General features: G+C 61.7%; 27 protein-coding genes. 22 read left to right on the forward strand and 5 right to left on the reverse strand.

What is annotated here, in order from left to right:
- Positions 1-348, forward strand: coding sequence for a DUF1491 family protein (locus tag WA367_RS16295; RefSeq protein WP_336057826.1), 348 nt, complete (start codon positions 1-3; stop codon positions 346-348).
- A 21-nt stretch (positions 349-369) separates the two neighbouring features.
- Here the strand turns inward: WA367_RS16295 and WA367_RS16300 are convergent, their stop codons facing one another.
- Positions 370-948: a DUF2336 domain-containing protein gene (locus WA367_RS16300; protein ID WP_336057827.1), complete on the reverse strand. Its 579-nt coding sequence runs from the start codon at positions 946-948 to the stop codon at positions 370-372.
- A 301-nt stretch (positions 949-1249) separates the two neighbouring features.
- On the opposite strand from WA367_RS16300, the gene WA367_RS16305 reads away from it, so the two are divergent.
- On the forward strand, positions 1250-1417 hold the full coding sequence (locus WA367_RS16305; protein WP_336057828.1) for a hypothetical protein: 168 nt from the start codon (positions 1250-1252) through the stop codon (positions 1415-1417).
- A 106-nt stretch (positions 1418-1523) separates the two neighbouring features.
- On the opposite strand, the gene WA367_RS16310 is transcribed toward WA367_RS16305, so the two are convergent.
- The 4 genes from WA367_RS16310 to WA367_RS16325 all read right to left on the reverse strand — a co-directional run bounded on the left by WA367_RS16310 (position 1524) and on the right by WA367_RS16325 (position 5688).
- The gene (locus tag WA367_RS16310; protein WP_336057829.1) at positions 1524-2066 is read right to left on the reverse strand and encodes a DUF1254 domain-containing protein; all 543 of its coding nucleotides are present in this window, start codon (positions 2064-2066) and stop codon (positions 1524-1526) included.
- Positions 2059-2640: a DUF1214 domain-containing protein gene (locus WA367_RS16315; protein ID WP_336057830.1), complete on the reverse strand. Its 582-nt coding sequence runs from the start codon at positions 2638-2640 to the stop codon at positions 2059-2061. The genes WA367_RS16310 and WA367_RS16315 overlap by 8 nt, the downstream gene beginning before the upstream one ends.
- A 22-nt stretch (positions 2641-2662) precedes the next feature.
- Complete coding sequence (locus WA367_RS16320; RefSeq protein WP_336057831.1) at positions 2663-4810, reverse strand: transglycosylase domain-containing protein; 2148 nt, start codon at positions 4808-4810, stop codon at positions 2663-2665.
- Positions 4811-4977: 167 nt separating this feature from the next.
- The gene (locus WA367_RS16325) at positions 4978-5688 is read right to left on the reverse strand and encodes a DUF3800 domain-containing protein (protein ID WP_336057832.1); all 711 of its coding nucleotides are present in this window, start codon (positions 5686-5688) and stop codon (positions 4978-4980) included.
- Between the two features lie 227 nt (positions 5689-5915).
- Here WA367_RS16325 and WA367_RS16330 point away from each other — a divergent pair, with 227 nt between their 5' ends.
- From WA367_RS16330 to WA367_RS16425, 20 genes are all read left to right on the forward strand, one after another.
- Entirely contained in the window at positions 5916-6407 is a 492-nt protein-coding gene (locus WA367_RS16330) for a hypothetical protein (RefSeq protein ID WP_336057833.1), read from the forward strand.
- A 7-nt stretch (positions 6408-6414) separates the two neighbouring features.
- Positions 6415-7626: a DNA-packaging protein gene (locus WA367_RS16335; RefSeq protein ID WP_336057834.1), complete on the forward strand. Its 1212-nt coding sequence runs from the start codon at positions 6415-6417 to the stop codon at positions 7624-7626.
- 369 nt (positions 7627-7995) lie between these two features.
- Positions 7996-9189, forward strand: a complete 1194-nt coding sequence (locus tag WA367_RS16340; RefSeq protein ID WP_442935599.1) for a phage portal protein — start codon at positions 7996-7998, stop codon at positions 9187-9189.
- Entirely contained in the window at positions 9186-9515 is a 330-nt protein-coding gene (locus tag WA367_RS16345) for a DUF6107 family protein (protein WP_336057835.1), read from the forward strand. Before WA367_RS16340 ends, WA367_RS16345 begins: the two co-directional genes overlap by 4 nt.
- Complete coding sequence (locus WA367_RS16350) at positions 9512-10198, forward strand: HK97 family phage prohead protease (RefSeq protein ID WP_336057836.1); 687 nt, start codon at positions 9512-9514, stop codon at positions 10196-10198. Before WA367_RS16345 ends, WA367_RS16350 begins: the two co-directional genes overlap by 4 nt.
- Positions 10199-10200: 2 nt before the next feature.
- On the forward strand, positions 10201-11451 hold the full coding sequence (locus tag WA367_RS16355; RefSeq protein WP_336057837.1) for a phage major capsid protein: 1251 nt from the start codon (positions 10201-10203) through the stop codon (positions 11449-11451).
- 87 nt (positions 11452-11538) lie between these two features.
- Positions 11539-12108 (forward strand): head-tail connector protein, encoded by a 570-nt coding sequence (locus tag WA367_RS16360; protein ID WP_336057838.1) that lies wholly within the window; start codon positions 11539-11541, stop codon positions 12106-12108.
- Positions 12105-12443, forward strand: a complete 339-nt coding sequence (locus WA367_RS16365) for a phage head closure protein (protein WP_336057839.1) — start codon at positions 12105-12107, stop codon at positions 12441-12443. Before WA367_RS16360 ends, WA367_RS16365 begins: the two co-directional genes overlap by 4 nt.
- Positions 12440-12580, forward strand: coding sequence for a hypothetical protein (locus WA367_RS16370; protein WP_336057840.1), 141 nt, complete (start codon positions 12440-12442; stop codon positions 12578-12580). The genes WA367_RS16365 and WA367_RS16370 overlap by 4 nt, the downstream gene beginning before the upstream one ends.
- A complete protein-coding gene (locus WA367_RS16375; protein ID WP_336057841.1) occupies positions 12561-12974 on the forward strand; it encodes a DUF3168 domain-containing protein in 414 nt (137 codons plus the stop codon). Before WA367_RS16370 ends, WA367_RS16375 begins: the two co-directional genes overlap by 20 nt.
- A gap of 35 nt (positions 12975-13009) precedes the next feature.
- Positions 13010-13426: a phage major tail protein, TP901-1 family gene (locus WA367_RS16380; protein ID WP_336057842.1), complete on the forward strand. Its 417-nt coding sequence runs from the start codon at positions 13010-13012 to the stop codon at positions 13424-13426.
- On the forward strand, positions 13423-13749 hold the full coding sequence (locus tag WA367_RS16385; RefSeq protein ID WP_336057843.1) for a gene transfer agent family protein: 327 nt from the start codon (positions 13423-13425) through the stop codon (positions 13747-13749). Before WA367_RS16380 ends, WA367_RS16385 begins: the two co-directional genes overlap by 4 nt.
- The gene (locus tag WA367_RS16390) at positions 13749-13979 is read left to right on the forward strand and encodes a rcc01693 family protein (RefSeq protein ID WP_336057844.1); all 231 of its coding nucleotides are present in this window, start codon (positions 13749-13751) and stop codon (positions 13977-13979) included. Before WA367_RS16385 ends, WA367_RS16390 begins: the two co-directional genes overlap by 1 nt.
- Positions 13972-14511 (forward strand): phage tail tape measure protein, encoded by a 540-nt coding sequence (locus WA367_RS16395; RefSeq protein WP_336057845.1) that lies wholly within the window; start codon positions 13972-13974, stop codon positions 14509-14511. The genes WA367_RS16390 and WA367_RS16395 overlap by 8 nt, the downstream gene beginning before the upstream one ends.
- A gap of 5 nt (positions 14512-14516) precedes the next feature.
- Complete coding sequence (locus WA367_RS16400) at positions 14517-15161, forward strand: DUF2460 domain-containing protein (RefSeq protein WP_336057846.1); 645 nt, start codon at positions 14517-14519, stop codon at positions 15159-15161.
- Complete coding sequence (locus WA367_RS16405) at positions 15158-16030, forward strand: DUF2163 domain-containing protein (protein ID WP_336057847.1); 873 nt, start codon at positions 15158-15160, stop codon at positions 16028-16030. Before WA367_RS16400 ends, WA367_RS16405 begins: the two co-directional genes overlap by 4 nt.
- Positions 16027-16473: an NlpC/P60 family protein gene (locus WA367_RS16410; protein ID WP_336057848.1), complete on the forward strand. Its 447-nt coding sequence runs from the start codon at positions 16027-16029 to the stop codon at positions 16471-16473. The genes WA367_RS16405 and WA367_RS16410 overlap by 4 nt, the downstream gene beginning before the upstream one ends.
- A 5-nt stretch (positions 16474-16478) precedes the next feature.
- Positions 16479-20360, forward strand: coding sequence for a baseplate multidomain protein megatron (locus WA367_RS16415; RefSeq protein ID WP_336057849.1), 3882 nt, complete (start codon positions 16479-16481; stop codon positions 20358-20360).
- An 18-nt stretch (positions 20361-20378) separates the two neighbouring features.
- Positions 20379-20585 carry a hypothetical protein gene (locus WA367_RS16420; protein ID WP_336057850.1) on the forward strand — a complete coding sequence of 69 codons (207 nt, stop codon included), beginning with the start codon at positions 20379-20381 and terminating at the stop codon, positions 20583-20585.
- An 88-nt stretch (positions 20586-20673) separates the two neighbouring features.
- Positions 20674-20961: a hypothetical protein gene (locus WA367_RS16425; RefSeq protein WP_336057851.1), complete on the forward strand. Its 288-nt coding sequence runs from the start codon at positions 20674-20676 to the stop codon at positions 20959-20961.
- The last annotated feature ends 40 nt before the right edge of the window (positions 20962-21001 follow it).

Below are 21001 nucleotides of genomic sequence, written 5' to 3' on the forward strand. Positions count from 1 at the left end.
ATGCGTGTAACAGCCGATCTCTGGGTTTCCGCCCTCACGCGCCGCATCTTCAATGACGGCGGCTTTGCTGCCGTGCGCCGCCGCGGCGCGCGCGAGGCCGGTGCCATATTCATCCTGAGCCGCAACCGTTTCGGCGAGATCAAGCTCTACCAGCCGGCCGCACAGACAAGCTATGACGAGGCGAAACCGCAGGAGCGACAGTTCTCGTTGATGCTTGAAGGCGATGAAGAAGCGATCGAGAAAAAGCTGGAACGCGAACTGCGCTTCGACCCCGACATCTGGGTGGTCGAAATCGAGCATGGCAGTTCTGATGAGGATTACATAGCCGTTGCAGTGCAAGAGCACTGAACGGAAATCCTTCGCTGACAGCTAGAGCGTATGAGCGATTTCCGGGTGGGGGCTGGTCGAGTGATCGTTGGCTGCGCGTTTAGCTTCTTCTTCCTGCATCAGGCGGCGCAGGCGTTGGCGCATTTCTTCGATCGGGGTCGGACGGGGTGCTGAAGGTGGCGCATTGCGCTTTTCGGTCGCTTCTGCCTTCTCGACAATCTTTCCGACAAGCTGCGCAATGACGGGATTGAGGCCATCCCTGCGGGAAATCGCGCGTGCATGTCCCGCACCGTGGCGACCGATCAGGGCGATCAGGTCTGCGTCGCCCAAAACGGGTGAGCGCAAAAGAAGTGGCGCGGCAATGTCGACGCTTTCATTGCAAAGGCGGTGAATGAGCCCGGAAGGGGCGGGGCTGCATTCGCACAGTGCGCCCGAGGCAAAGCGCAGGCCCGATACCGAGACGGCGTCGTAGAGCCCCAGTGTCAGATCGTCGAGCTGCTGCACTTCCTTGCGGGAAGGACGCGGCAGGCTGCAGAAGGCAGAGATCGCCGCGCGGAAGATCCGCTCGGCATTCTGCCGACCCGAGCCATAGCTGATCTGCCTGAAATCCAAGGAGGACACGCGGTACAACGCCTTTTACAAAATACCTGACTAAGCGAACGGCATCAGCCGTTGATAGGCAAAATTAGACGCAATCCATTAGCGTTCGATTAACTGCGAAATTAAGCATTGCGTTCACCTTTGGCCGGATCGCAGGGCGCGCCGTCCGAAAGCCGCCTCATTCCTTCTTCAGCATCTTCAACCAGCGGGGGCGCTATGGTGAGCGCTCCGCAACCGCTAACGGACTGTTAACCATAGCCTGTGCAGTATTGTGGGTGGAGGCGTTGCGTATCCACTCCGACCCAAGAAGGGACCGCGAGACATGGCAACTGTCCTGAAGCTAGACGAGAAGCGCCGCAAGACGGCGCGTGTGAACGAAATGCCGGATAAGCCGGCATCGATCATCATATTCCCTGGCGTGCGTTATGAGCGCCCGGCAGGCAATGCGACCAGAACCAGTCTGGGCAAGCAGTCCGGCCAACAGGTCTAGAACCTGCTGAAGCCTTGATGCTTTTGCTCACGGGTTTCCTGAGGCAACAGGCATCGCAGAACGCCTATTGCCCGCAGGGATTGGAATGTACTGCCAAGGCTCGGCGTCAGATCGGTTTGCACGAGATGGCGCCAAGGGCGCGACCGACCTGGCGCACATAGCTCTCATCAGGCACCAGAACACGCAGCACGATCATGCCTTGCGTGACATCGGTTTCGACAAAGAGAGATTGGTCGAAGGTTTCCGGCATCTCGGTGCGCAGTTCCGACAGCTGCTTTGAGGTCAGGACAAGAAGGTCGGGCACATTGCCAGGCGCGGCCCGATCGCTGATGCTGAAGACGTTGAGCCCGCTGCGATCATAGAGCGACATGGACCAGAAGGGCACCGCTTCCCTCGCACTCACGCGCAGTGGACCATCCTCCAGATCAAAGCGGCAGGCAACCGCCCGCAGAAACGGATTGCGTTGACTGGCCGGCAGGACAGATGGCTCCACATTTTCCAGCAATACCGGTTGATAGGGCTCCGCAATGGCCGCGATACGTGACCAGGCATCATTGCTGGCATTGGCGGGCAGCAGAAAGATGATGGCAATGTGGACGATGCCCGCGCCGATGATACCCACCAGAAATGCATAAAGCAGCCTAAACATCGCAAGACACCCGCGTGATCGTTGGCAGGCGGATTTCTTCCACCGCAGCACCGGTGGAGATGGGGGTGTCGAGCAGGGTAAGCAGGAGTTGGTAGGGGCCTGGACGCGTTATCGCCAGCCAGTTGCCGGGGTGCGCCTGGCTTGAGGCCGTGATCGTGAAGCTGTTGTCTGCCTCACGTTGAACCTGCATTGCCTGCAGGGCGGCAGGTCGCCCCTCGAATTCGGGCAGAGGCCGGCCTGAATTGTCAACCGCATGGAGCGTCCAGAAGCGCGCGACGGGCATGGGGCCGTCAAGCCGGTAGGTGCAGCCGGAGACGAGGGTTTGCTGGTTGGAATCCGTGCGGGCGGTAAAGACAATACCTTCGGCCTGTCCCATCGGTACACCGCCGCGGCGCACGAAACGGGCACGCGAATAGGGATCGGCATCACGCGTACCGAGCGAGGGATAGGCAATCCACGGACCGATATTGAGACCATCGGCGGCCGGCGCTTCCTCCAGCAGGAACCAGACACTGGCAGCACCACCGCCAATGGCGATGATCAGCGCGAGGAGCGTTGCGAGCACTGTCTTCATGATGCTGACACTCTGCCCGAACTCAAAGCGCCGACAGGGGCTTGGTGTCGGATGCCTCCTGCACCGCTCCCGCCCGGCGGAAGGCGTCGGCCAGGCTGCGCAGCTGCCGCGTCGTCGCCGGAGGCATGGCGCGCTGCGGGCCCAGCGTGTCGAGCAGCGACTGGCCTTCCTCGACAGAGGCGACGGTAAGCTCTTCCGGCTCCACCATCGGGTTCTCGATACCGGGAATGGGTTTCAGCTCGATATTGCGGTGGGCATAGGTCATGAAACGCTGCCAGACCATGGCGGGCAGCGACCCGCCCGTCATGCGGTTGGTGGGACGGTAATCATCGTTGCCGAGCCAGACCGCGCCCACATAATTGCCCGTATAGCCGACATACCAGCCATCGCGGTAGGACTGGGTGGTGCCGGTTTTGCCAGCAGAGCGAATGCCGGGCAGTGCCGCACGCCGTCCCGTGCCCCACTCAGGCACCTGGACGAGAATGGAGTTCATGTCCGAGACTGCCTTGTCGCTGAGCACCTGTTTGGGTTCCGGCGCGTCGCGGCGATGATCGAAGATCACCTCGCCGGAATGGGTGCGCAGGGTCTGGATGCCGTGGCGTGTACCGGCAAGTCCGCCATTGGCAAAGACCGTATAGGCCGTGGCCTGGTCCATGACGGTCATGCCCGATGTGCCGAGCACCATGGTCTTGTGGCCGTTGAGCTCGGATTCCACACCCATGGACTTCACCAGATCCTGGATCGGCTTGATGCCGAGATGATCGCGGGCAAGGCGGACAGGCACCGTGTTGTAGGATTTTGCGAGTGCCGTGGTCAGATCAACCTGACCGGCATAGCTGCGCGTGTAGTTCTGCGGTGTCCAGCCGTTCCAGGTGACGGGGACGTCGGAAATGCGCGAGGTGGGCGAGAAGCCTGCCTCCATTGCCGCGGCATAGACAAATGGCTTGAAGGATGAACCGGTCTGGCGCTGGGCGCGGGTCGCGCGGTTGAACTGGCTTTGACCATAGTCGCGCCCGCCGACAATGGCGCGTACGGCGCCATTGGTTTCCATAACCACGACAGCACCTTCCGTGACATTGTAGTCCTTGCCGTGCTGGCGCAGGTGGAACTCCAGCGACTCCTCGACCGCTTTCTGGATGTCGGGGTCGATCGTGGTGCGCGCGACCAGCGAATGGGTGGCACCGGATGGCACCAGCTCCTTGACCTGCTCGAAAGCCCAGTCAAGGAAGTAGTCCGGACTGTCACGCTGGCCGCGATCGACAGCGCTCGCGGGATTGCGCCGGGCGTGGAGCACCTGGCCTTCGGTGAAGAAGCCTGCCTGCACGAGGTTCGTCAGCACCTCGTTTGCGCGCGAGCGTGCGGCCGGCAGGTTGATATGTGGTGCATAGCGCGCCGGCGCCTTGAAGAGGCCGGAAATCATGGCGCTTTCGGCAAGGGTGAGATCCTTCACCTCCTTGTCGAAATAGAAGTCCGCGGCTGCCGCTATGCCGAAGGTGCCGCCGCCCAGATAGGCGCGATCGAGATAATATTGAAGGATTTCCTTCTTGGTCAGATTGGCTTCGAGCCACAGCGCCAGGAATGCTTCCTTCACCTTGCGGTCAAGTGTGCGCTCATTGGACAGGAACAGGTTCTTGGCCAGCTGTTGGGTGAGGGTGGAACCGCCCTGCACCACGCCATTGGCACGGACATTTTCCGCCATTGCGCGCGCAAGGCCGATGAAATCGAGACCGAAATGCTCGAAGAAGCGTCGATCCTCGGTTGCAAGAACTGATTTGATAAGATGGTCGGGCATCTCGTCGACGGGAACGGAATCCCTCTGGATGATGCCGCGCTGGCCGATCTCCTGGCCGTAGCGGTCGAGGAAGGTTACGGCATAATCATCCTGTGCGCGCCAGTTCGTGGAGGTGGCATAGAAGGCGGGTTGCGCCAGCGCGAGCAGAAGCACGACGCCGGCGGCCAGCATGGTGAAGCCTTCGGAGAAGAGTTCCACCACTGCGCGGCGAAAGCCGTAGACGCGGAAACGGCGGAAGAAAATGGTGATGCTTTCCCAAATTTCCGCTGATTTGAAACCGGCTTCATAGAGGGAGGAATCGATCCACGCATCGAGCTCCAGCAACCGCGTGGCGCGCGGAGCTTTGTTCTTGTTTTCAGGCGCGCGTTTGTGATCCATGGCGGGAGCCGTTCGGCCTTCTTGTCCCAGTGATATGCTGCTTGAAGGGCAAGCCACAAAGGCGCCACAAGTTCCAGCAGTTCCTTATCTATGTTTAACATAAACTTTTCGCAAAAAGGGAGTTTTTCGCGCCATGCGCGTGAATGTTGCGCGGAAGGTAAATGCGCCTAGCGATCCAGTTGGGTTGCAAACCAATCGAAATCATCGGGAAAGGGATCAAGCTGCATGGCAGGAAGTGGTCGCAGTGTGGCTTCGACGAAGTTCATAGTGTCTAGGCCTCGACGAATGCGTTGTTCTCGCCATACGAATAGGTCCGCAGCTTGCAATGGAGGTGTGGCTTTATCATTCGCGAACCGCGGAGGTAAAAGAACTTGCTTTGCCTTGGAATTAGTCGATCGAAGTTTATCCCATAAAGCGATGCATTTCTCGCCCAGCTTACCTTGATCATCGAGTATAAAGCGAACCCTGAGGTTGTACTGGTGAAATTGCAAGGAAAGAACGGTGGCGTATCTATACAAGCTATAGAAATATGGATCAGCCATGAAATCCGGAAGGGACGATCCTATCGTTTTTCGGTGCAACTCTCTCTCGAAATGACAGGTGGCTTTTGCTTTAACGTACTTCCTAATTAATTCTGATAATTCGAGAGTGAGCAGATCGATATGTGCTCGCCGCCACCCATCGAATATCCCACGTGCGTGCTGAGCCTCTACCATATGGAAGTATGGAATCTCGTATCTCAGTAGGAGCTTACGCCATTCTAGACTAAGTCGATTCCAATTCGATGGAGTCGATAACAATCCCCCTAAATGAAAATATTCAGCGTTGTGGTGGCTGCCACTGTCATCAAGATACAGCTCTAGGATGTTATCCTGCATTGTTCCTCGCTGAAGAGTCGGTGCGATCTTCTTATAACTTAACTGCACTAGGAAAAAAGTCCTTGACGGCGTGACGGTGCTTTGGTAGGGTTCTGTCATCGTCCGATAAATGGGTCCGGCGGCGGTGCCGGGGTTGTTTGGACCTGAGGAGTTTGTGAGCGCTGCGGCTTTGCCCGGCGCTTTTTTCGTTTTTGGGTCTTACTCACATTGATGGTGGAGGTCGTGCGATGGCTGTTGGCGAGCGGCGCGCGGTGGCTTTGCGTGCGCTTTTTGAAGGGGCGCCGGTGGAGCTGGAGCTTTTGGCGCTGGCGGCGGGGTTGAGACATTCCACGCTTCAGAAGATGGCGCGGCGCGAAAGCTGGGTTTCGGGTGAAATGGGGGCGAAAGGGGCGGTCACGTTGCAATCGCGCCTGCGGCAGCTTTCGGTCAGCGTTGTCGGGCAGCTGGAGGAGGCGAGCATGGCGAGCCTGACCGACGGGCACTACGACAAGGCGCGGCTTGAGGCACTGGGGCTGATGCTGCGCTCCATCGAGAAACTGGGCGAACTGACGCAGACGCCCGAACATGCCGCTGACGAGCAGATGAAGAGCGATGCAGAAATGGCCGCCGCAATCGGCAAGATCAACCAGCGCATCATCGAACTTGCCCGGGAGCTTGCCGCTGCCGGAGCACTTGTGCCCGGCGCTGACGCCGCGCCAGATCGAGCAGGTCCAGCATAGCTGGCTGATGCATGCGCGACTTGTGCAATATCCGTTTGTCGAGCTTGAGCCGATCTGGCTGGTGATGGGCGGGCGTGGCGCGGGCAAGACGAGGCTTGGGGCGGAATGGGTGAATGCGCTGGTGCGCGGCCTGCCGCCATTCGTGCGCCATCGCTATGGCCGCATCGCGCTGATCGGCGAGACGCTGGGCGATGTGCGCGAGGTGATGGTGGACGGGCCATCGGGCATAATGGCCGTGGGGCATGGGACGCGCCCGCGTTTCGAGCCAAGCCGCAAGCGGGTTGTCTGGGACAATGGCGCGGTGGCGCAGATCTTTTCCTCCGAAGATCCCGACAGTTTGCGCGGGCCGCAATTCGATGCGGCTTGGTGTGACGAGGTGGCGAAATGGAAGCATGCGCAGGAATGCTATGACATGCTGCAATTCGGCCTGCGGCTGGGGGAAAGGCCGCTGCAGCTTCTGACAACGACGCCAAAGCCGGTGCCGCTGATCCGCAGGCTGGTGAAGGCCGATGGCGTGACGCTGACGACCATGCCGACAGCGGACAATGAGAACAATCTTGCCGCGGGCTTCATGACGGCGATCAAGGAGCGTTATGGCGACACGCGGCTGGGGCGGCAGGAGCTTGATGGCGAGTTGATCGAAGACCGGCCGGACGCGCTTTGGAGCCGCGAGCAGCTGGAGGCCGTTTGCGGGCAGCACAGGCCCGGGCAGTTTCGCCGGATCGTGGTGGCGGTGGATCCCCCGGCTTCCAGCGGAAAGAATTCGGATGCCTGCGGACTGGTCGTTGCGGGGCTCGATGAGGCGGGGATCGGCTGGGTGATCGAGGATGCGACCATGCAAGCGGCTCGGCCGGAAGCCTGGGCTGCGCGCGCGGTGGCGCTTTATCACGCCCATGAGGCCGACCAGATCGTGGCCGAGGTGAACCAGGGCGGCGAAATGGTGGCAAGCGTGATCCGCACCGTGGATCGGGGCGTGCCGGTGAAACCGGTGCGCGCCTCACGCGGAAAGTTCACGCGCGCCGAGCCGGTTGCGGCACTCTATGCGCAGGGGCGCGTGAGGCATGCCCGGCGCATGCGCGAGCTGGAAGACGAGATGTGTGATCTCGGTCGTGACGGCCTGTCAGGCGGGCGCTCGCCGGATCGCGTTGACGCGCTGGTTTGGGCGCTGAGCGAGTTGATGCTTGTGGGCGCCGGTCTGCCGCGGGTGCGGGGTGTTTGAGGGGCGTTGGGCGTTTGCCGTCCGCGTCTGTTGAAGGACGAAGGCGGATGAGTTGTTGGGCGTCTGCGCCCTTCGCACCCCCCTCTGTCCTGCCGGACATCTCCCCCTCAAGGGGGAAGATTGGCTGGGGCGGATGTCGAGCCTGGAATTGTTCTGACGACAGCGAGGCACGCCCCCCTCTGCCTTGCCAGGCATCTCCCCCACGAGGGGGGAGATTGGCGGCGGCGGTGACGGCTTCCTAATCGCGTAGGCGGTGCGGCTTTGCAGCTGATCTCCCCCCTTGAGGGGGAGATGTCCGGCAGGACAGAGGGGGGGCGTACCGCGCGCCTGACCTCGAAGAAAAATTCTCCAACAGCAAGGACAGAATGAATGGCTTGGACATGGCCTTTCGGCCTGCGTCGGCAAAAACCGGCAGGGGAGGAGATGCGCGTGGAGCGGAAGGAGGCGGGTGGGGCGTTTGTGGCACTGCACCGGGAGGGAAGCGCACGCTTTACGCGAGGCGACTATGCCTCCCTGGCGCGTGAAGGTTTCATGCGCAATCCGGTCGCCCATCGCGCGACCATGATGATTGCTGAGGCCGCAGCCTCGATCCCCTGGCTGCTTTATGATGCGGCGGGTGAGGTGGAGGAGCATCCGCTTCTGGGGCTCATGAAGCGGCCCAATGCGCGGCAGGCGGGCAACCGCTTCATGGAGGCGCTTTACGGGCATCTCATGCTTTCCGGAAATGCCTATGTGGAACTGGTGGAGACGGAAACGGGAGCGCGGGAACTGCATCTGCTTCGGCCCGATCAGGTGCAGGTACAATGCGACAGTCGCGGCTGGCCGGTGGCGCTGGAGCATCGCACGGGCAAGGTCAGCCGCCGGATTTCGCTGGAACAGGGCGATGCGCTGCATTTGACGCTGTTTCATCCGCTGGATGACGTGATGGGCTTCGCACCGCTGGCGGCAGCAGGTGCGGCACTGGATGTGCACAACACGGCTGCGCGCTGGAACAAGGCACTCCTCGACAATTCCGCACGGCCCTCCGGCGCGCTGGTCTATGCACCCAAGGATGGCGGCAATCTGAACGACGACCAGTTTGATCGCCTGAAGGCGGAACTGGAGCAGGGCTATACGGGCGCAAGCCGGGCCGGGCGACCGCTGCTTCTGGAAGGCGGTTTGGACTGGAAGGCGATGGGCTTGTCGCCGCGCGAGATGGATTTTCTGGAGGCGCGTAATGGGGCGGCACGCGATATCGCGCTGGCGTTGGGCGTGCCGCCGATGCTGTTGGGCATCCCCGGCGACAACACCTATGCGAATTATCAGGAGGCCAACCGGGCCTTCTACCGTCTGACGGTGCTGCCGCTGGTGGCACGGATTGCGCAGGACCTGTCCGCCTTCTTCTCGGCGAGGCTCAATGAGGAACTGCGGCTGTGGTTCGACGCCGACCAGGTGGAGGGGCTGGCAGCCGAGCGCGAGGCGCTGTGGCGGCGGGTCGGAGAGGCCGACTTCCTGAGCGATGACGAGAAGCGCGAAGCCGTCGGCTATGGCGCGCTGACTGCCGGTGCGGGAGAAAATGCATGACCGGATTGAGCGAGGCGGCCTGGCTGTGGGTCGCCAAAATGATCGGCGCCGTTGCCGGTTCGGCGATCTCGCTGGCCTATCTCCTGCCCAATGGGCGGCGGGAGGCGGCAGTGCGCTTTGGCGTGGGTGTGGCCTGTGGCTTCGTGTTCGGTGGAACGGCGGGCATCAAGATCGCCGATGAACTGGGCATCGCCGACGCGCTGGGTGCGGGCGAGATGGTGCTGATGGGCTCGGCGGCGGCAAGCCTGTGCGCCTGGAGCGCCATCGGCTTCCTGATGCGATGGTTTGGCGCGCAGGCGCGGCGCAAGCCCGAGGTGGGCCGATGACAGCGAAGATCGTGAAGGCGAGTGCCGGGGCGGCGGAACGGAAATTCTCCGGGCTGGCGCTCGACAGGCTGGAGGCCGATGGCAGCTTTTGCGGCTATGCGAGCCTTTTCGGCGAGGTCGATCTTGGTCGCGACGTAGTGATGCCCGGTGCGTTCACCCGCTCGCTCAAACGGCGTGGTGCGGGCGGCATTCGCATGCTTTTCCAGCATGATCCGAACCTGCCGATCGGCGCTTGGGAAGAGGTGCGCGAGGATGAGCGCGGGCTTTACGTACGCGGAAAGCTGACGGCGGGTGTCGCCAAGGCAGGCGAAGTGCTGGAGCTGATGCGCGCAGGCGCTGTGGACGGGCTTTCCATCGGCTTTCGCACGGTGAAGGCGCAGCGTGATGCGAACGCGCGGACAAGACGCATCATCGAGGTGGATCTGTGGGAAATATCCGTGGTGACATTTCCCATGCTGCCCTCTGCGCGCGTGAGCGCGGTGAAGGCGGGACGACTGCCGACCACGAGAGAATTCGAGCGATGGCTCACGCGGGATGCGGGGCTGACGCGCGGGGAGGCCCGGGCGGTGATCGCCAAGGGCTTCTCCAGCCTTGCACGCGAGCGGGATGCCGGCAGGGCAACACCTGAAAGCCTGGTGGCAAGAATGCGCCAGGCCACACGACAGATGCTCAAGGATAGCTGAACATGACGATTGAGAACCAGATGCAGGCGCCCGAAACCAAGTCGGGCGACAGCGAGATTGCGGGCGCTTTCGAGGATTTCATGGGCGCCTTCGAGGCTTTCAAGGAAACCAATGACCGGCGGTTGAAGGAGATCGAGAAGCGCTCGGCCGATCCGATTACCGAGGAGAAGGTGGAGCGGATTTCCCGCGCGCTGGACGAACAGAAGAAGGCGCTCGACACGCTGACGCTGAAAAGGGCGCGGCCGACGCTGGCGCGCGATGGAAGCGGAACGGTCCAGTCGCTGGAGCACAAGGCTGCCTTCGAGGCCTATGTGCGCTCGGGCGATGAACGCAGCCTGCGCGAGATGGAAGCCAAGGCCATGTCCTATGCTTCCGCACAGGATGGCGGCTATCTCGTACCCGAAGAGACGGAAGCGGCCATCGGCAAGCGTCTTGCCGCACTTTCGCCGATCCGCTCGATTGCAAGCGTGCGGCAGGTTTCATCCGCGGTGCTGAAAAAGCCCTTTGCGATTACCGGCCCGGCAACCGGCTGGGTGGGCGAGACGGCTGCACGGCCTGAAACTGCGGCAGGCACGCTTGACGAGTTGCAATTTCCAACCGCCGAGCTCTACGCCATGCCGGCCGCGACCGCGGCTCTACTGGAAGACAGCGTTGTCGATCTCGACCAGTGGATTGCCTCCGAGATCGAGACCGCCTTTGCCGAGCAGGAGGGTGCGGCCTTTATCAATGGCGATGGCGTGAACAAGCCGAAGGGCTTCCTGAACTACAGCCAGTTACAGGATGATGGCTGGTTGTGGGGTTCAATCGGCTATCGCGCGACCGGCGTCGATGGTGGTCTTCCGGCGAGCGATCCGTCGGATGCGCTGGTGGATCTCGTCTACTCGCTGAAGTCCGGTTACCGCCAGAGTGCAAACTGGGTGATGAACCGCAAGACGCAGGCCGCACTGCGCAAGATCAAGGACGCGGACGGCAACTATATGTGGCAGCCGCCCGCGACACCCGGCAGCCGTGCCATGCTGATGGGCTTCCCCGTGTTGGAAGCCGAGGACATGCCTGACATTGAAAGCGCTTCAACGCCGATTGCCTTCGGTGATTTCGGCCGCGGCTATCTGGTGGTGGACCGCACCGGCGTGCGTGTGCTGCGAGATCCATATTCCGCCAAGCCCTATGTCCTCTTCTACACGACCAAGCGCGTGGGCGGCGGCGTGCAGGACTTCGAGGCCATCAAGCTGATGAAGTGCTCGGTCAGCTAGGCCAGGAGGGCAACAGAGAAACCCACAAGCGGCTCCGGATTTCGGGGCCGCTTTTCTTTTGGCCACCTGACAGGAAAAGGAGAGCGCATGACGTTGTTCAGGACCGTGGCACCGGCGGTGGAGCCGGTGACGCTGAGCGAGGCGCGGGCGCATATGCGCCTGGACCATGACAGCGAAGGCGAGCTTATCGCCGGTCTCATCCGCGCGGCGCGTGAGGAGGTGGAGCGGTCAACCGGCCTGGCGCTGATCGAGCAGAGCTGGCGTCTGGTGCTCGATGCGTGGCCGCAGGACGAGCCGGTTCTGCTGAAAAAGGGGCCGGTGCGCGCCATCCATGGTGTGACGGTCTATGGCCGGGAAGGCGAGGCGCAGGCGATGGCGGCCGAAAAACTGGTGGCCGACACCAATTCAACGCCTGCGCGGCTTTTCCTGACGAAGCGTCCAAGGCCGGACGTGATGATGAACGGCATCGAGATCGACTTCTCGGCCGGTTTCGGTGAGAGCGGTGCGGATGTGCCGGATCTTCTAAAGCGCGCGATCCTGCTTCTGGTGGCGCATTGGTACGAATTTCGCGGTGCCGTCAGCGCTGACCAGCAGCCGGTATCGCTGCCCGAAAGCTACAGGCAGTTGATCGCCGGCTTTCGCGAGGTGCGGCTATGACGGGACTTACCTTCCTGGACCCCGGCATGTTGCGCCACGAAGTGATGCTGCAAGAGGCGGTGGCTGTTCCCGATGGTGCGGGCGGGCATGACGAGGAATGGCGCGAGGTTGCCACGCTTTTCACCCTGATCGAGCCCGTCAGAAGCAGTTCGTATTTTGCCGCTGGTCAGCGCCATGAGGCGGTGACGCACAAGGTGACGCTGCGCCGTCGCTATGACGTGAAAAGCGGCATGCGCTTTCTGCGGCTGGGTCGTGCCTTGGTGATTTCCAATCTGCATGATCCCGATGAGAGCGGGCGCTATCTCGTGGCCGATGTGCGGGAGGAGGGGCGATGAAACTGGCGGTCAAGCCCGGGGCGGATGCACTTTTACGCGGCCTGCGTCGTCTCCTCCACAGCCTTGCCGAAGAGGTCGAAGCGCACAGAACCGCACCAAATGAGCAGGAGGCGCGTAATGGCAAGCCCGTTGCTTGAGTTGCAAGGTGCGGTCTTCTCAGCGCTTGCGCAGGATGCGCAGCTGACGGGTCTGATCGGGCCGGGAAAGCTGCATGACCTGACGCCCGCAGAACTGGCTTTTCCCTATATCACGTTCGGTCGCGTGACGCGCCATGACTGGAGCACGGCAAGTGAAGAAGGGGCGGAGATATTCTTCAGCCTGCATGTCTGGTCGCGCAAGCGCGGCAAGGCGGAAGCGCTGGAGATCATGGAGCGCGTGACAGCAATTCTCCACCACCGGCCCTTGGCGCTGGCGGAACATCACCTGATCAATCTGCGGGTCGAGCAGGAAACGCTGAGCTTCAATCCCGAACTCGACGCCTTTCACGGCAGCTTGCGCCTGCGCGCCGTGATCGAGGACGCCGCTGGCTGAGCGGCAGAAAATCATTCCATCTAAGGAGAGACCCAATGGTCGCGGTGAAGGGCAAGGACCTGATCCTGAAGCTCGACGAGGACGGGCTTGGCAATTTTACGAGCGTGGCAGGAATGCGCGCGCGCCGCATCGCGTTCAACGCGGAAACGGTGGATGTGACGGATGCGGATTCCGCCGGGCGCTGGCGCGAGCTTCTGGCGGGAAGCGGCGTGCAGCGTGCTTCGATCAACGGATCGGGAATCTTCAAGGATGCCGCTTCTGACGCAGCCGTGCGCGCACGCTTCTTTGCAGGCGAAATCGCGCAATGGCAATTCGGTATTCCCGGCTTTGGCACGGTATCGGGGCCTTTCCAGGTGACTGCGCTGGAATATGCGGGGAACCATGATGGGGAGGTGAGCTTCGAGATGGCGCTGGAATCGGCAGGCGCAATCAGCTTCACGAGCGTCCCATGATGGCCAACAGACAACGCGGCGAGGTGGCCGCAATACTGAATGGCCGCGAGATGCGGCTTTGCCTGACGCTCGGCGCGCTGGCGGAACTGGAAGAGGCGCTTGGCGCGGATGATTTGGGCGAACTCGTCGTCAAATTCTCGGCCGGTCACATGAAGGCGGACGAACTGACCGCCGTCATTGCCGCCGGATTGCGCGGTGCGGGTAATGACGTCTCGTTGGACGAGGTGCGCAAGATGCAATGCGAGGGTGGCGTGGGTGGCATGGTGAAGCTTGCCGCGGACCTGCTCGCCGCCACCTTCGGCAACGAAGCGGATGCTGCTTGATGGAGGAGGGAAAGCGGGAGGAAGGCCTGTTGCCCTGGCGCGCGCTGATGCGTTTCGGGATGGGCGTTTTGCGCCTTCCACCGGATACATTCTGGGCGCTGAGCCTGCCCGAACTGGCGGTGATGCTGGCACCCTTCGCAGGTCCGACCGAGCGGCCGGACCGCGCCAAGCTGCATGAGCTGATGCGGCAGTTTCCCGATCAATTGGACAAGGAGAAGCGCGATGGCTGAAGCCGTAAGGGTGCCCATCATTGCGGAGACGAAGCCTTTCGAGGATGCGCTTGAGAACCTGAAGAACCTTTCGGCGAGTTTTGGGGCAGAACTGACCGGCGCGCTGAAAGGTGCGGCGGTGAGCGGGCGCAGTCTGGATGACGTGTTGCGGCGCGTGGGCATGAACCTTGCCGGGCGTGCACTGAATGCGGGCCTGCAGCCATTGCAGGGGATCGTCTCCGCATTTGTGGGGCAGATGACGGGCGCGTTGGGCAGCATCATCCCTTTTGCGAAAGGCGGGGTGGTGAATGCGCCAACCTTCTTTCCTCATGGCGGGGGCATGGGTGTGATGGGAGAGGCCGGTGCGGAAGCCGTGCTTCCACTGGCGCGTGGGCCGGATGGCCGGTTGGGCGTGGCGCAGGGCGGCGGCGGTGGCGGCATCAACATCACCTTCAATGTCACCACGCCGGATGCGCAATCCTTCGCGAAGTCCGAGGGACAGATTTCGACAATGCTCGCCCGTGCCGTTGCGCGTGGCGCGCGCTTTGGCTGAGGTGGATGATGCAGGCCTTTCACGATGTGAGTTTTCCGCTCTCTATCGCCTTTGGCGCAAGCGGTGGGCCGGAGCGACGCAACGAGATCATCCAGCTGAGTTCCGGTGCTGAGAAACGCAACGCCCGGATGGCACATTCGCGCCGCCGCTATGATGCTGGTGCGGGTATCCGCTCGCTGGATGATCTTTATGAAGTGATGGCGTTTTTCGAAGCCAGACGCGGTTCGCTCCACGCCTTTCGCTTTCGCGATCCCTTCGACATGAAGTCTTGCGCGCACGGAGCAACGCCAACCTCAAGTGATCAGGTGATCGGCACCGGCAATGGCAGCCAGAACCGGTTCGGCCTGACCAAAACCTATGGCGAGGGTGGCGATGCCTACAAGCGCGAGATTACCCGTCCAGTGGCCAGCACCGTGCGGGTGGCGGTAAATGGAAGCGAAGTCCAGCCTTCTGCTGACTTCTCGGTGGATGCAGCAACGGGCGAGGTGGTTTTCGCCAGCAATGCAATTCCTGATAATGGCGCCCTGATCACGGCAGGCTACGTGTTCGACGTACCGGTGCGTTTCGACACCGATCAGTTGAATGCCAGTATCACGAGTTTTCAGGCTGGACAGATCCCATCGATCCCGCTGGTGGAGGTGCGCTCATGAGTGGGTTCGAGGCGCATCTGGCGGCAGATGTGACGACATTGTGCCATTGCTGGAGGGTGACCCTGCGCGACGGAACGGTGATGGGATTCACCGATCATGATCGCAAGCTTGAATTCGCCGGCACGAGCTTTGAACCGGAAAGCGGGCTGACGGCAAGCGAGGCGCGGGCAAGCCTGGGGCTGACAAGCGACGTGGTCGATGTGAGCGGTGCGCTCAGTGCCGCGCAGATCACTGAGGCTGACATTGCCGCTGGCCGCTATGACGGTGCAAGTGTCGAAACCTATCTGGTGAACTGGCAGGCAGTCAGTGAACGTCAGCTCTTGCGCAAAGCCATGATCGGCCGGATCACGCGCAAGGATGGTCAGTTCACGGCAGAGCTGGAAGGGCTTCAGGCAGAGCTGGACCAGACCGCGGGGCGCACCCTGCGTCGCTTGTGTAGTGCGGAATTGGGAGATGCGCGCTGTCGCTTCGTCCTGGGAGCAAGCCACAAGGGTAGTGGTTCGCTGACCCAGATGAAGGGCGACACGGCCATTGTCACAGGCCTTGGCGGCCATGGGGATGGCTGGTTCACGGGAGGGATCTTGACCTGGACAAGTGGTGCAGCAGCCGGGCGATGTGAACGCGTCGAACTGCACCGCAGAAACGGGGATCAGTCCGAGTTGAAACTCTGGCGCGAGACGGCGGCCCCTGTCGCCGCAGGAGCCCGTTTCACGGTGACGGCGGGATGCGACAAGCATTTTTCGACCTGCCGCGACAAATTCTCCAACGCCCGCAATTTTCAGGGTTTCCCACATCTGCCCGGCAATGACGCGGCATATGGCTATGCGACGGAGGCTGAAGAGCACGATGGAAGGCCGTTGGTCTTATGACGGCACTTCGCAGCACCGAGGCGCGCAGGCATGTCTGTCGAGCGGCCATGACATGGCTCGAAACACCCTATCGCCATCAGGCCAGCCGAAAAGGAGTCGGCTGCGACTGCCTCGGGCTGGTGCGCGGTGTGTGGCGCGAGGTGGTGGGCCCGGAGCCGGAAAGTGCAGGTGCCTATGCAATGGATTGGGCAGAAGCCGGCGGAGGCGAAGCGCTGCTTGAGGCCGCGCAACGGCATTTCGTTCCCGCGAGCGGTAAGCCGGAGGCCGGCCAACTCGTCCTGTTTCGCTGGCGCGCGCATCTGCCCGCAAAACATGCCGGGATCATGGTCGGCGAGCGCAATTTCATCCATGCCTATGAGCGCGCCGGTGTCGTGATCTCCAGCCTCGTGCCGCAATGGCGTCGGCGTATAGCCGGTGTTTTCGATTTTCCAACAGGCGGATAGTCAAAATGGCAGTGTTAGTCTTGCAGGCCGCCGGGGCGTTTCTCGGCGGCATTTTCGGTTCTGCCGGTGCCGCGATCGGATCGGCCGCCGGTGCGCTTGCCGGTTATGCCATCGACCGCTCGCTGATCGAGAGCACCAAGCATTATGAAGGTCCGAAGCTGGGCGCAGCGCGGCCCTTCAGTGCCGAAGAAGGAGCACCGCTGCCGCGCATTTATGGCACGGCCAGGATCGGCGGCACCATGATATGGGCCACGCGCTTCGAGGAGACGGCAACCACCACGCGTCAGGGCTCGAAGGGAGGCGGTCCGAAGACGACGACATATTCCTATTTCGCAAATGTTGCCTTTGCTCTTTGCGAAGGAGAGATCGCGGGCGTTCGTCGCATCTGGGCCGATGGTCGCGAACTTGACCGAGACAAGGTGGAGATGCGGGTTTATCGCGGAACTGCCGATCAGCAGCCCGACCCCCTGATCGAGGCAAAGCAGGGCGGGGGTAATGCTCCGGCATATCGCGGCACGGCTTATGTCGTGTTCGAGCGGTTGCCTATCGACGAATATGGCAACCGCATTCCCCAGATGCATTTCGAGGTCATGCGTCCGGCAAGTCCTCTGAACAGCCAGATCAGGTCCGTGGCGCTCATCCCGGGATCGACCGAATACGGACTTTCACCCACGCCGGTCACACGACAGGTTGCGCCCGGCGAGGTGCAAGCCGTGAACAGGCATGTAACGACCGCGCCCAGCGATCTGGAAGCATCGCTGGATGAGTTGCAGGCGCTTTTCCCCAATATCGAGACTGTATCCGTGGTGGTGAGCTGGTTCGGCGACGATCTGCGCGCTGGCTATTGCGCCATCCGCCCCAAGGTTGTTGCTGCCGGCGCCGAGACGCATTCCATGCATTGGCGGGTCTCCAATGTGACGCGGGAACATGCGCAGGCGGTATCCAGGGTGAGCGGCAAGGCGGCCTTTGGCGGAACGCCGACGGACGAAAGCGTGATTGCCGCTATCCGTGCCATCAAGGGGCGAGGCTTGAAGGTAGCGCTTTATCCATTCGTGATGATGGATGTGCCGCCGGGCAATGAATTGCCAGATCCCTATTCAGCCGGTCATCAGCCCTCCTTTCCCTGGCGCGGACGCATCACCTGCCATCCAGCGGCGGGGCAGCCAGGAAGTGTGGACAGATCGGATAATGCCCGCCAGCAGGTATCCGACTTTTGTGGTGGCGCGGGGCGTACGCAATTTACAGCGTCTGGCAACATCGTCGCCTTCAACGGCAGCTCCGATGACTGGGGCTACAGGCGCTTTCTTCTGCATTATGCGCATCTGGCAAAGGCTGCCGGTGGCGTGGATGGCTTCCTGATCGGGTCGGAGCTGCGCGGGCTGACGACGATTCGCGACGCGGCGCGCAACTTTCCCTTCGTCGAACATCTGGAATCACTTGCAGAAGATGTTCGCGCCATTCTCGGCAGCGGGGTCACGCTGACCTATGGCGCCGACTGGAGCGAGTATTTCGGATATCAGCCATCCGATGGCTCCGGTGATCTCTATTTCCACCTGGACCGGCTTTGGGCGCATCCGGCAGTCGATGCCGTAGGGATCGACAATTACATGCCGTTGGCCGACTGGCGCGACACGGATATGGCCGAGGGCAATCCCGACGGTTTCACTCACGCCTATGATGTTGCCGCCATGCAGCGCGCCATCACATCAGGCGAAGGGTTTGACTGGTATTATCAAGGTAAGGCGGAGCGGGAGCGGCGCGAGCGCAGCGCGATCACCGACGGAGCCTACGGCAAGCACTGGGTCTGGCGCTACAAGGATCTGAAAGGCTGGTGGTCGAACCTCCACTACGAGCGCGTGGGCGGCGTGGAAAAGTCGAGCCCCACGCCCTGGGTGCCGCGCTCGAAGCCGATACATTTTACCGAACTTGGCTGTGCGGCGGTGGACAAGGGGCCAAACCAGCCCAACATGTTCCCCGACCCGAAATCCTCCGAAAACGGTCTGCCGCATTTTTCGAATGGCGGACGCAGCGATGCCGCTCAGGCGAGTTTCCTGCAGGCGCATTTCAATCATTGGCTGAAGGGTGGGACGGAAGCCAATCCGATTTCGCCGATCTATGGGCGGGAAATGGTTGATCCCGCATCCATCAGCATCTGGGCATGGGATGCGCGGCCATATCCCGCATTTCCGCTCTACAGGGATGTGTGGGGTGATGGGGATAACTGGGCAACCGGCCACTGGCTGACCGGTCGCCAGGCAGGCTCGACACTGCAGGCGGTTGTGGATGGCATTCTGGCCGATTTCGAAATAACGGCTGCCGACACTGCAGGCCTGAGCGGCCAGGTAAACGGCTATGTCATCGCCAATCCGACCACGGCGCATGAGGCGTTGGAGCCTCTTGTGGCGCTGTTCGGCGTGGACGTGTTCGAGCGCGACGGGCGCCTCGTTTTCGCGCAAAGCTGCCGAAGCGCAAAACCGGCCAAAACCTTGAGCGCGATGGTGCTCGGCGAAGAGGGTGTTGTCGAGCGACGCCGCGAACCCGAACACGCGCTGCCCGAGCGTGCGGAACTGAGCTACCGCGACGCCTTGAACGAGCATCAATCCGCGGCAGCAACTTCTGACCATCTGGGCGTGAACGGCAATGGCACGCGTTATGTGAGTTTTCCCGGCGTTCTCGAAGCAAGCGAAGCAGACGAGCTTGCACGCGACTGGCTCAAACGGGTCTGGAATGGTCGCGAGACGGTGCGTCTTGCCGTGCCTGCCAGTGACCGCAGTTTCGATGTGGGTGACATTGTTCGTTTGGAGGGCAAGAGGCCGGAATATCTCGTCAGTGAAGTCGATGAGGGCCTTGTGCGACAGCTTCAGGCACAGCGCATTGCCCGCCAGGCCATGATCGCACCAGCCGCCCGACTGCCGGACCGCCCGGTGCCCCCCGGGCTCGTTGCCGGTCCACCGCATGCCCTCTTTCTGGATCTGCCGATGCTGGGGCGCGACGTACAGGCGCGTGAGCAGTTTGCGGTTGCGGTGCGTGCACGGCCGTGGCGCAACCAGGTTCTGCTGGCATCGCCGGAAGACAGCGGTTTTGAACTTCGCAGAACCGTGGAAAAGCGCGCAACGATCGGCAATCTGGCGCAGCCTTTGCCCGGCGGGACGATCTCCGGCCGTCTCGATGAGGCAAGTGGCCTCGTGGTGAAACTCATGGATGGGGAACTGGCAAGCGTCTCCCGGGCGCGCCTGTTGAACGGAGCCAATGCCGCAGCCATCCGCGCCTCCAATGGACAGTGGGAAATAATTCAGTTCGCGCAGGCCGATGAGGTGGGCGCTGATGTCTGGACGCTCAGTGGCCTTCTTCGCGGGCAGGCCGGCACGGAAGACGCCATGAATGCCGGTGCCCCGACCGGGGCAGACTTCGTTCTGCTGGACGAGGCGGTGGTGCCCGCCGGACTATCGCAGGAAGAGGTAGGATTGCAGCTCAACTGGAAGGTCGGCCCTGCCGGACATGACCTGTCATCCTCCCACTTTATTACGCGTTCGGTCAGTGGTGGCATGAGGGCGCTGCTGCCGCTGGCGCCGGTGCATCTGCGGGCTCGAGCCGTAGGAGGCGACCTGATCTTGAGCTGGGTGCGACGCGGACGTGTGGAGGCGGATACATGGCTTGGGGAAGACATACCGCTAGGCGAGGCCGAAGAGAACTATCGGCTGGAAATTCTGGCAACCGACGGCAATGTGAGACGCTCGGTGAGCCGAAATCAGGCCGAATATCGCTACACCGCAGCCCAGATCGAAGAAGACTTCCCCAATGGCGAACAGGCTTTTGACCTGCATGTGCGGCAGATTGGGGCGATCGGTCCCGGTCTAGTCGCAACAGCACGCTTTTCCCTCCCGTGATCCAAGAAGGAGACACGCATGACCGAAAAGAAGCCCTGGTATCTCTCGCGCACGATCTGGGCGTCCATCGTGACCATTATCGCCGGAGCCGGGGGCCTCGCAGGGCTGCCCGTGGAGCATGTTGATCGGGTTGCGACGACCGACTATCTGCTGCAGATCGTGACCGCGCTTTCGGGTGTCGCTGCACTCCTTGGGCGCATCAGCGCAACAACCCGGCTGATCTAGAACCTGCCCGCGTCTGCGGGTAAGGATTGACCGGCAGGCGCGGCGTCCGTTCATTCTCCATTCAGCGAATATGGGGTAGAGAAATATTATGAAACGTAACAGCCTCACCATATTCGCCTTCGCGCTGGCAGCCTCACTTTCAGGGGCGGCTATCGTTCCTTCCCATGCTGAGAGCGGGGAGGGCGACACCCCCCTTCTGATTGCGCAGAATGACTGCTATGCCATTGGGCAGAGAATTGCCGGTGAAAATGGCGGCACACTTGCCAAGGCAACCGCGGAAACTGTCGGCGGCCGAACAGTGTGCCGAATCGTGATAGTGGTTCCGGGGCGCGATGGTGGCCGTCCGCGGCGGATGGAGTTCGACGTCAACGCCTGAAGACGCCCAGGTTCCATCGCTGCTTTCAAACCGGCTTTCA

Origin of the sequence: Nitratireductor sp. CH_MIT9313-5 (assembly GCF_037029545.1) — a bacterium.
GTDB lineage: Bacteria > Pseudomonadota > Alphaproteobacteria > Rhizobiales > Rhizobiaceae > Chelativorans.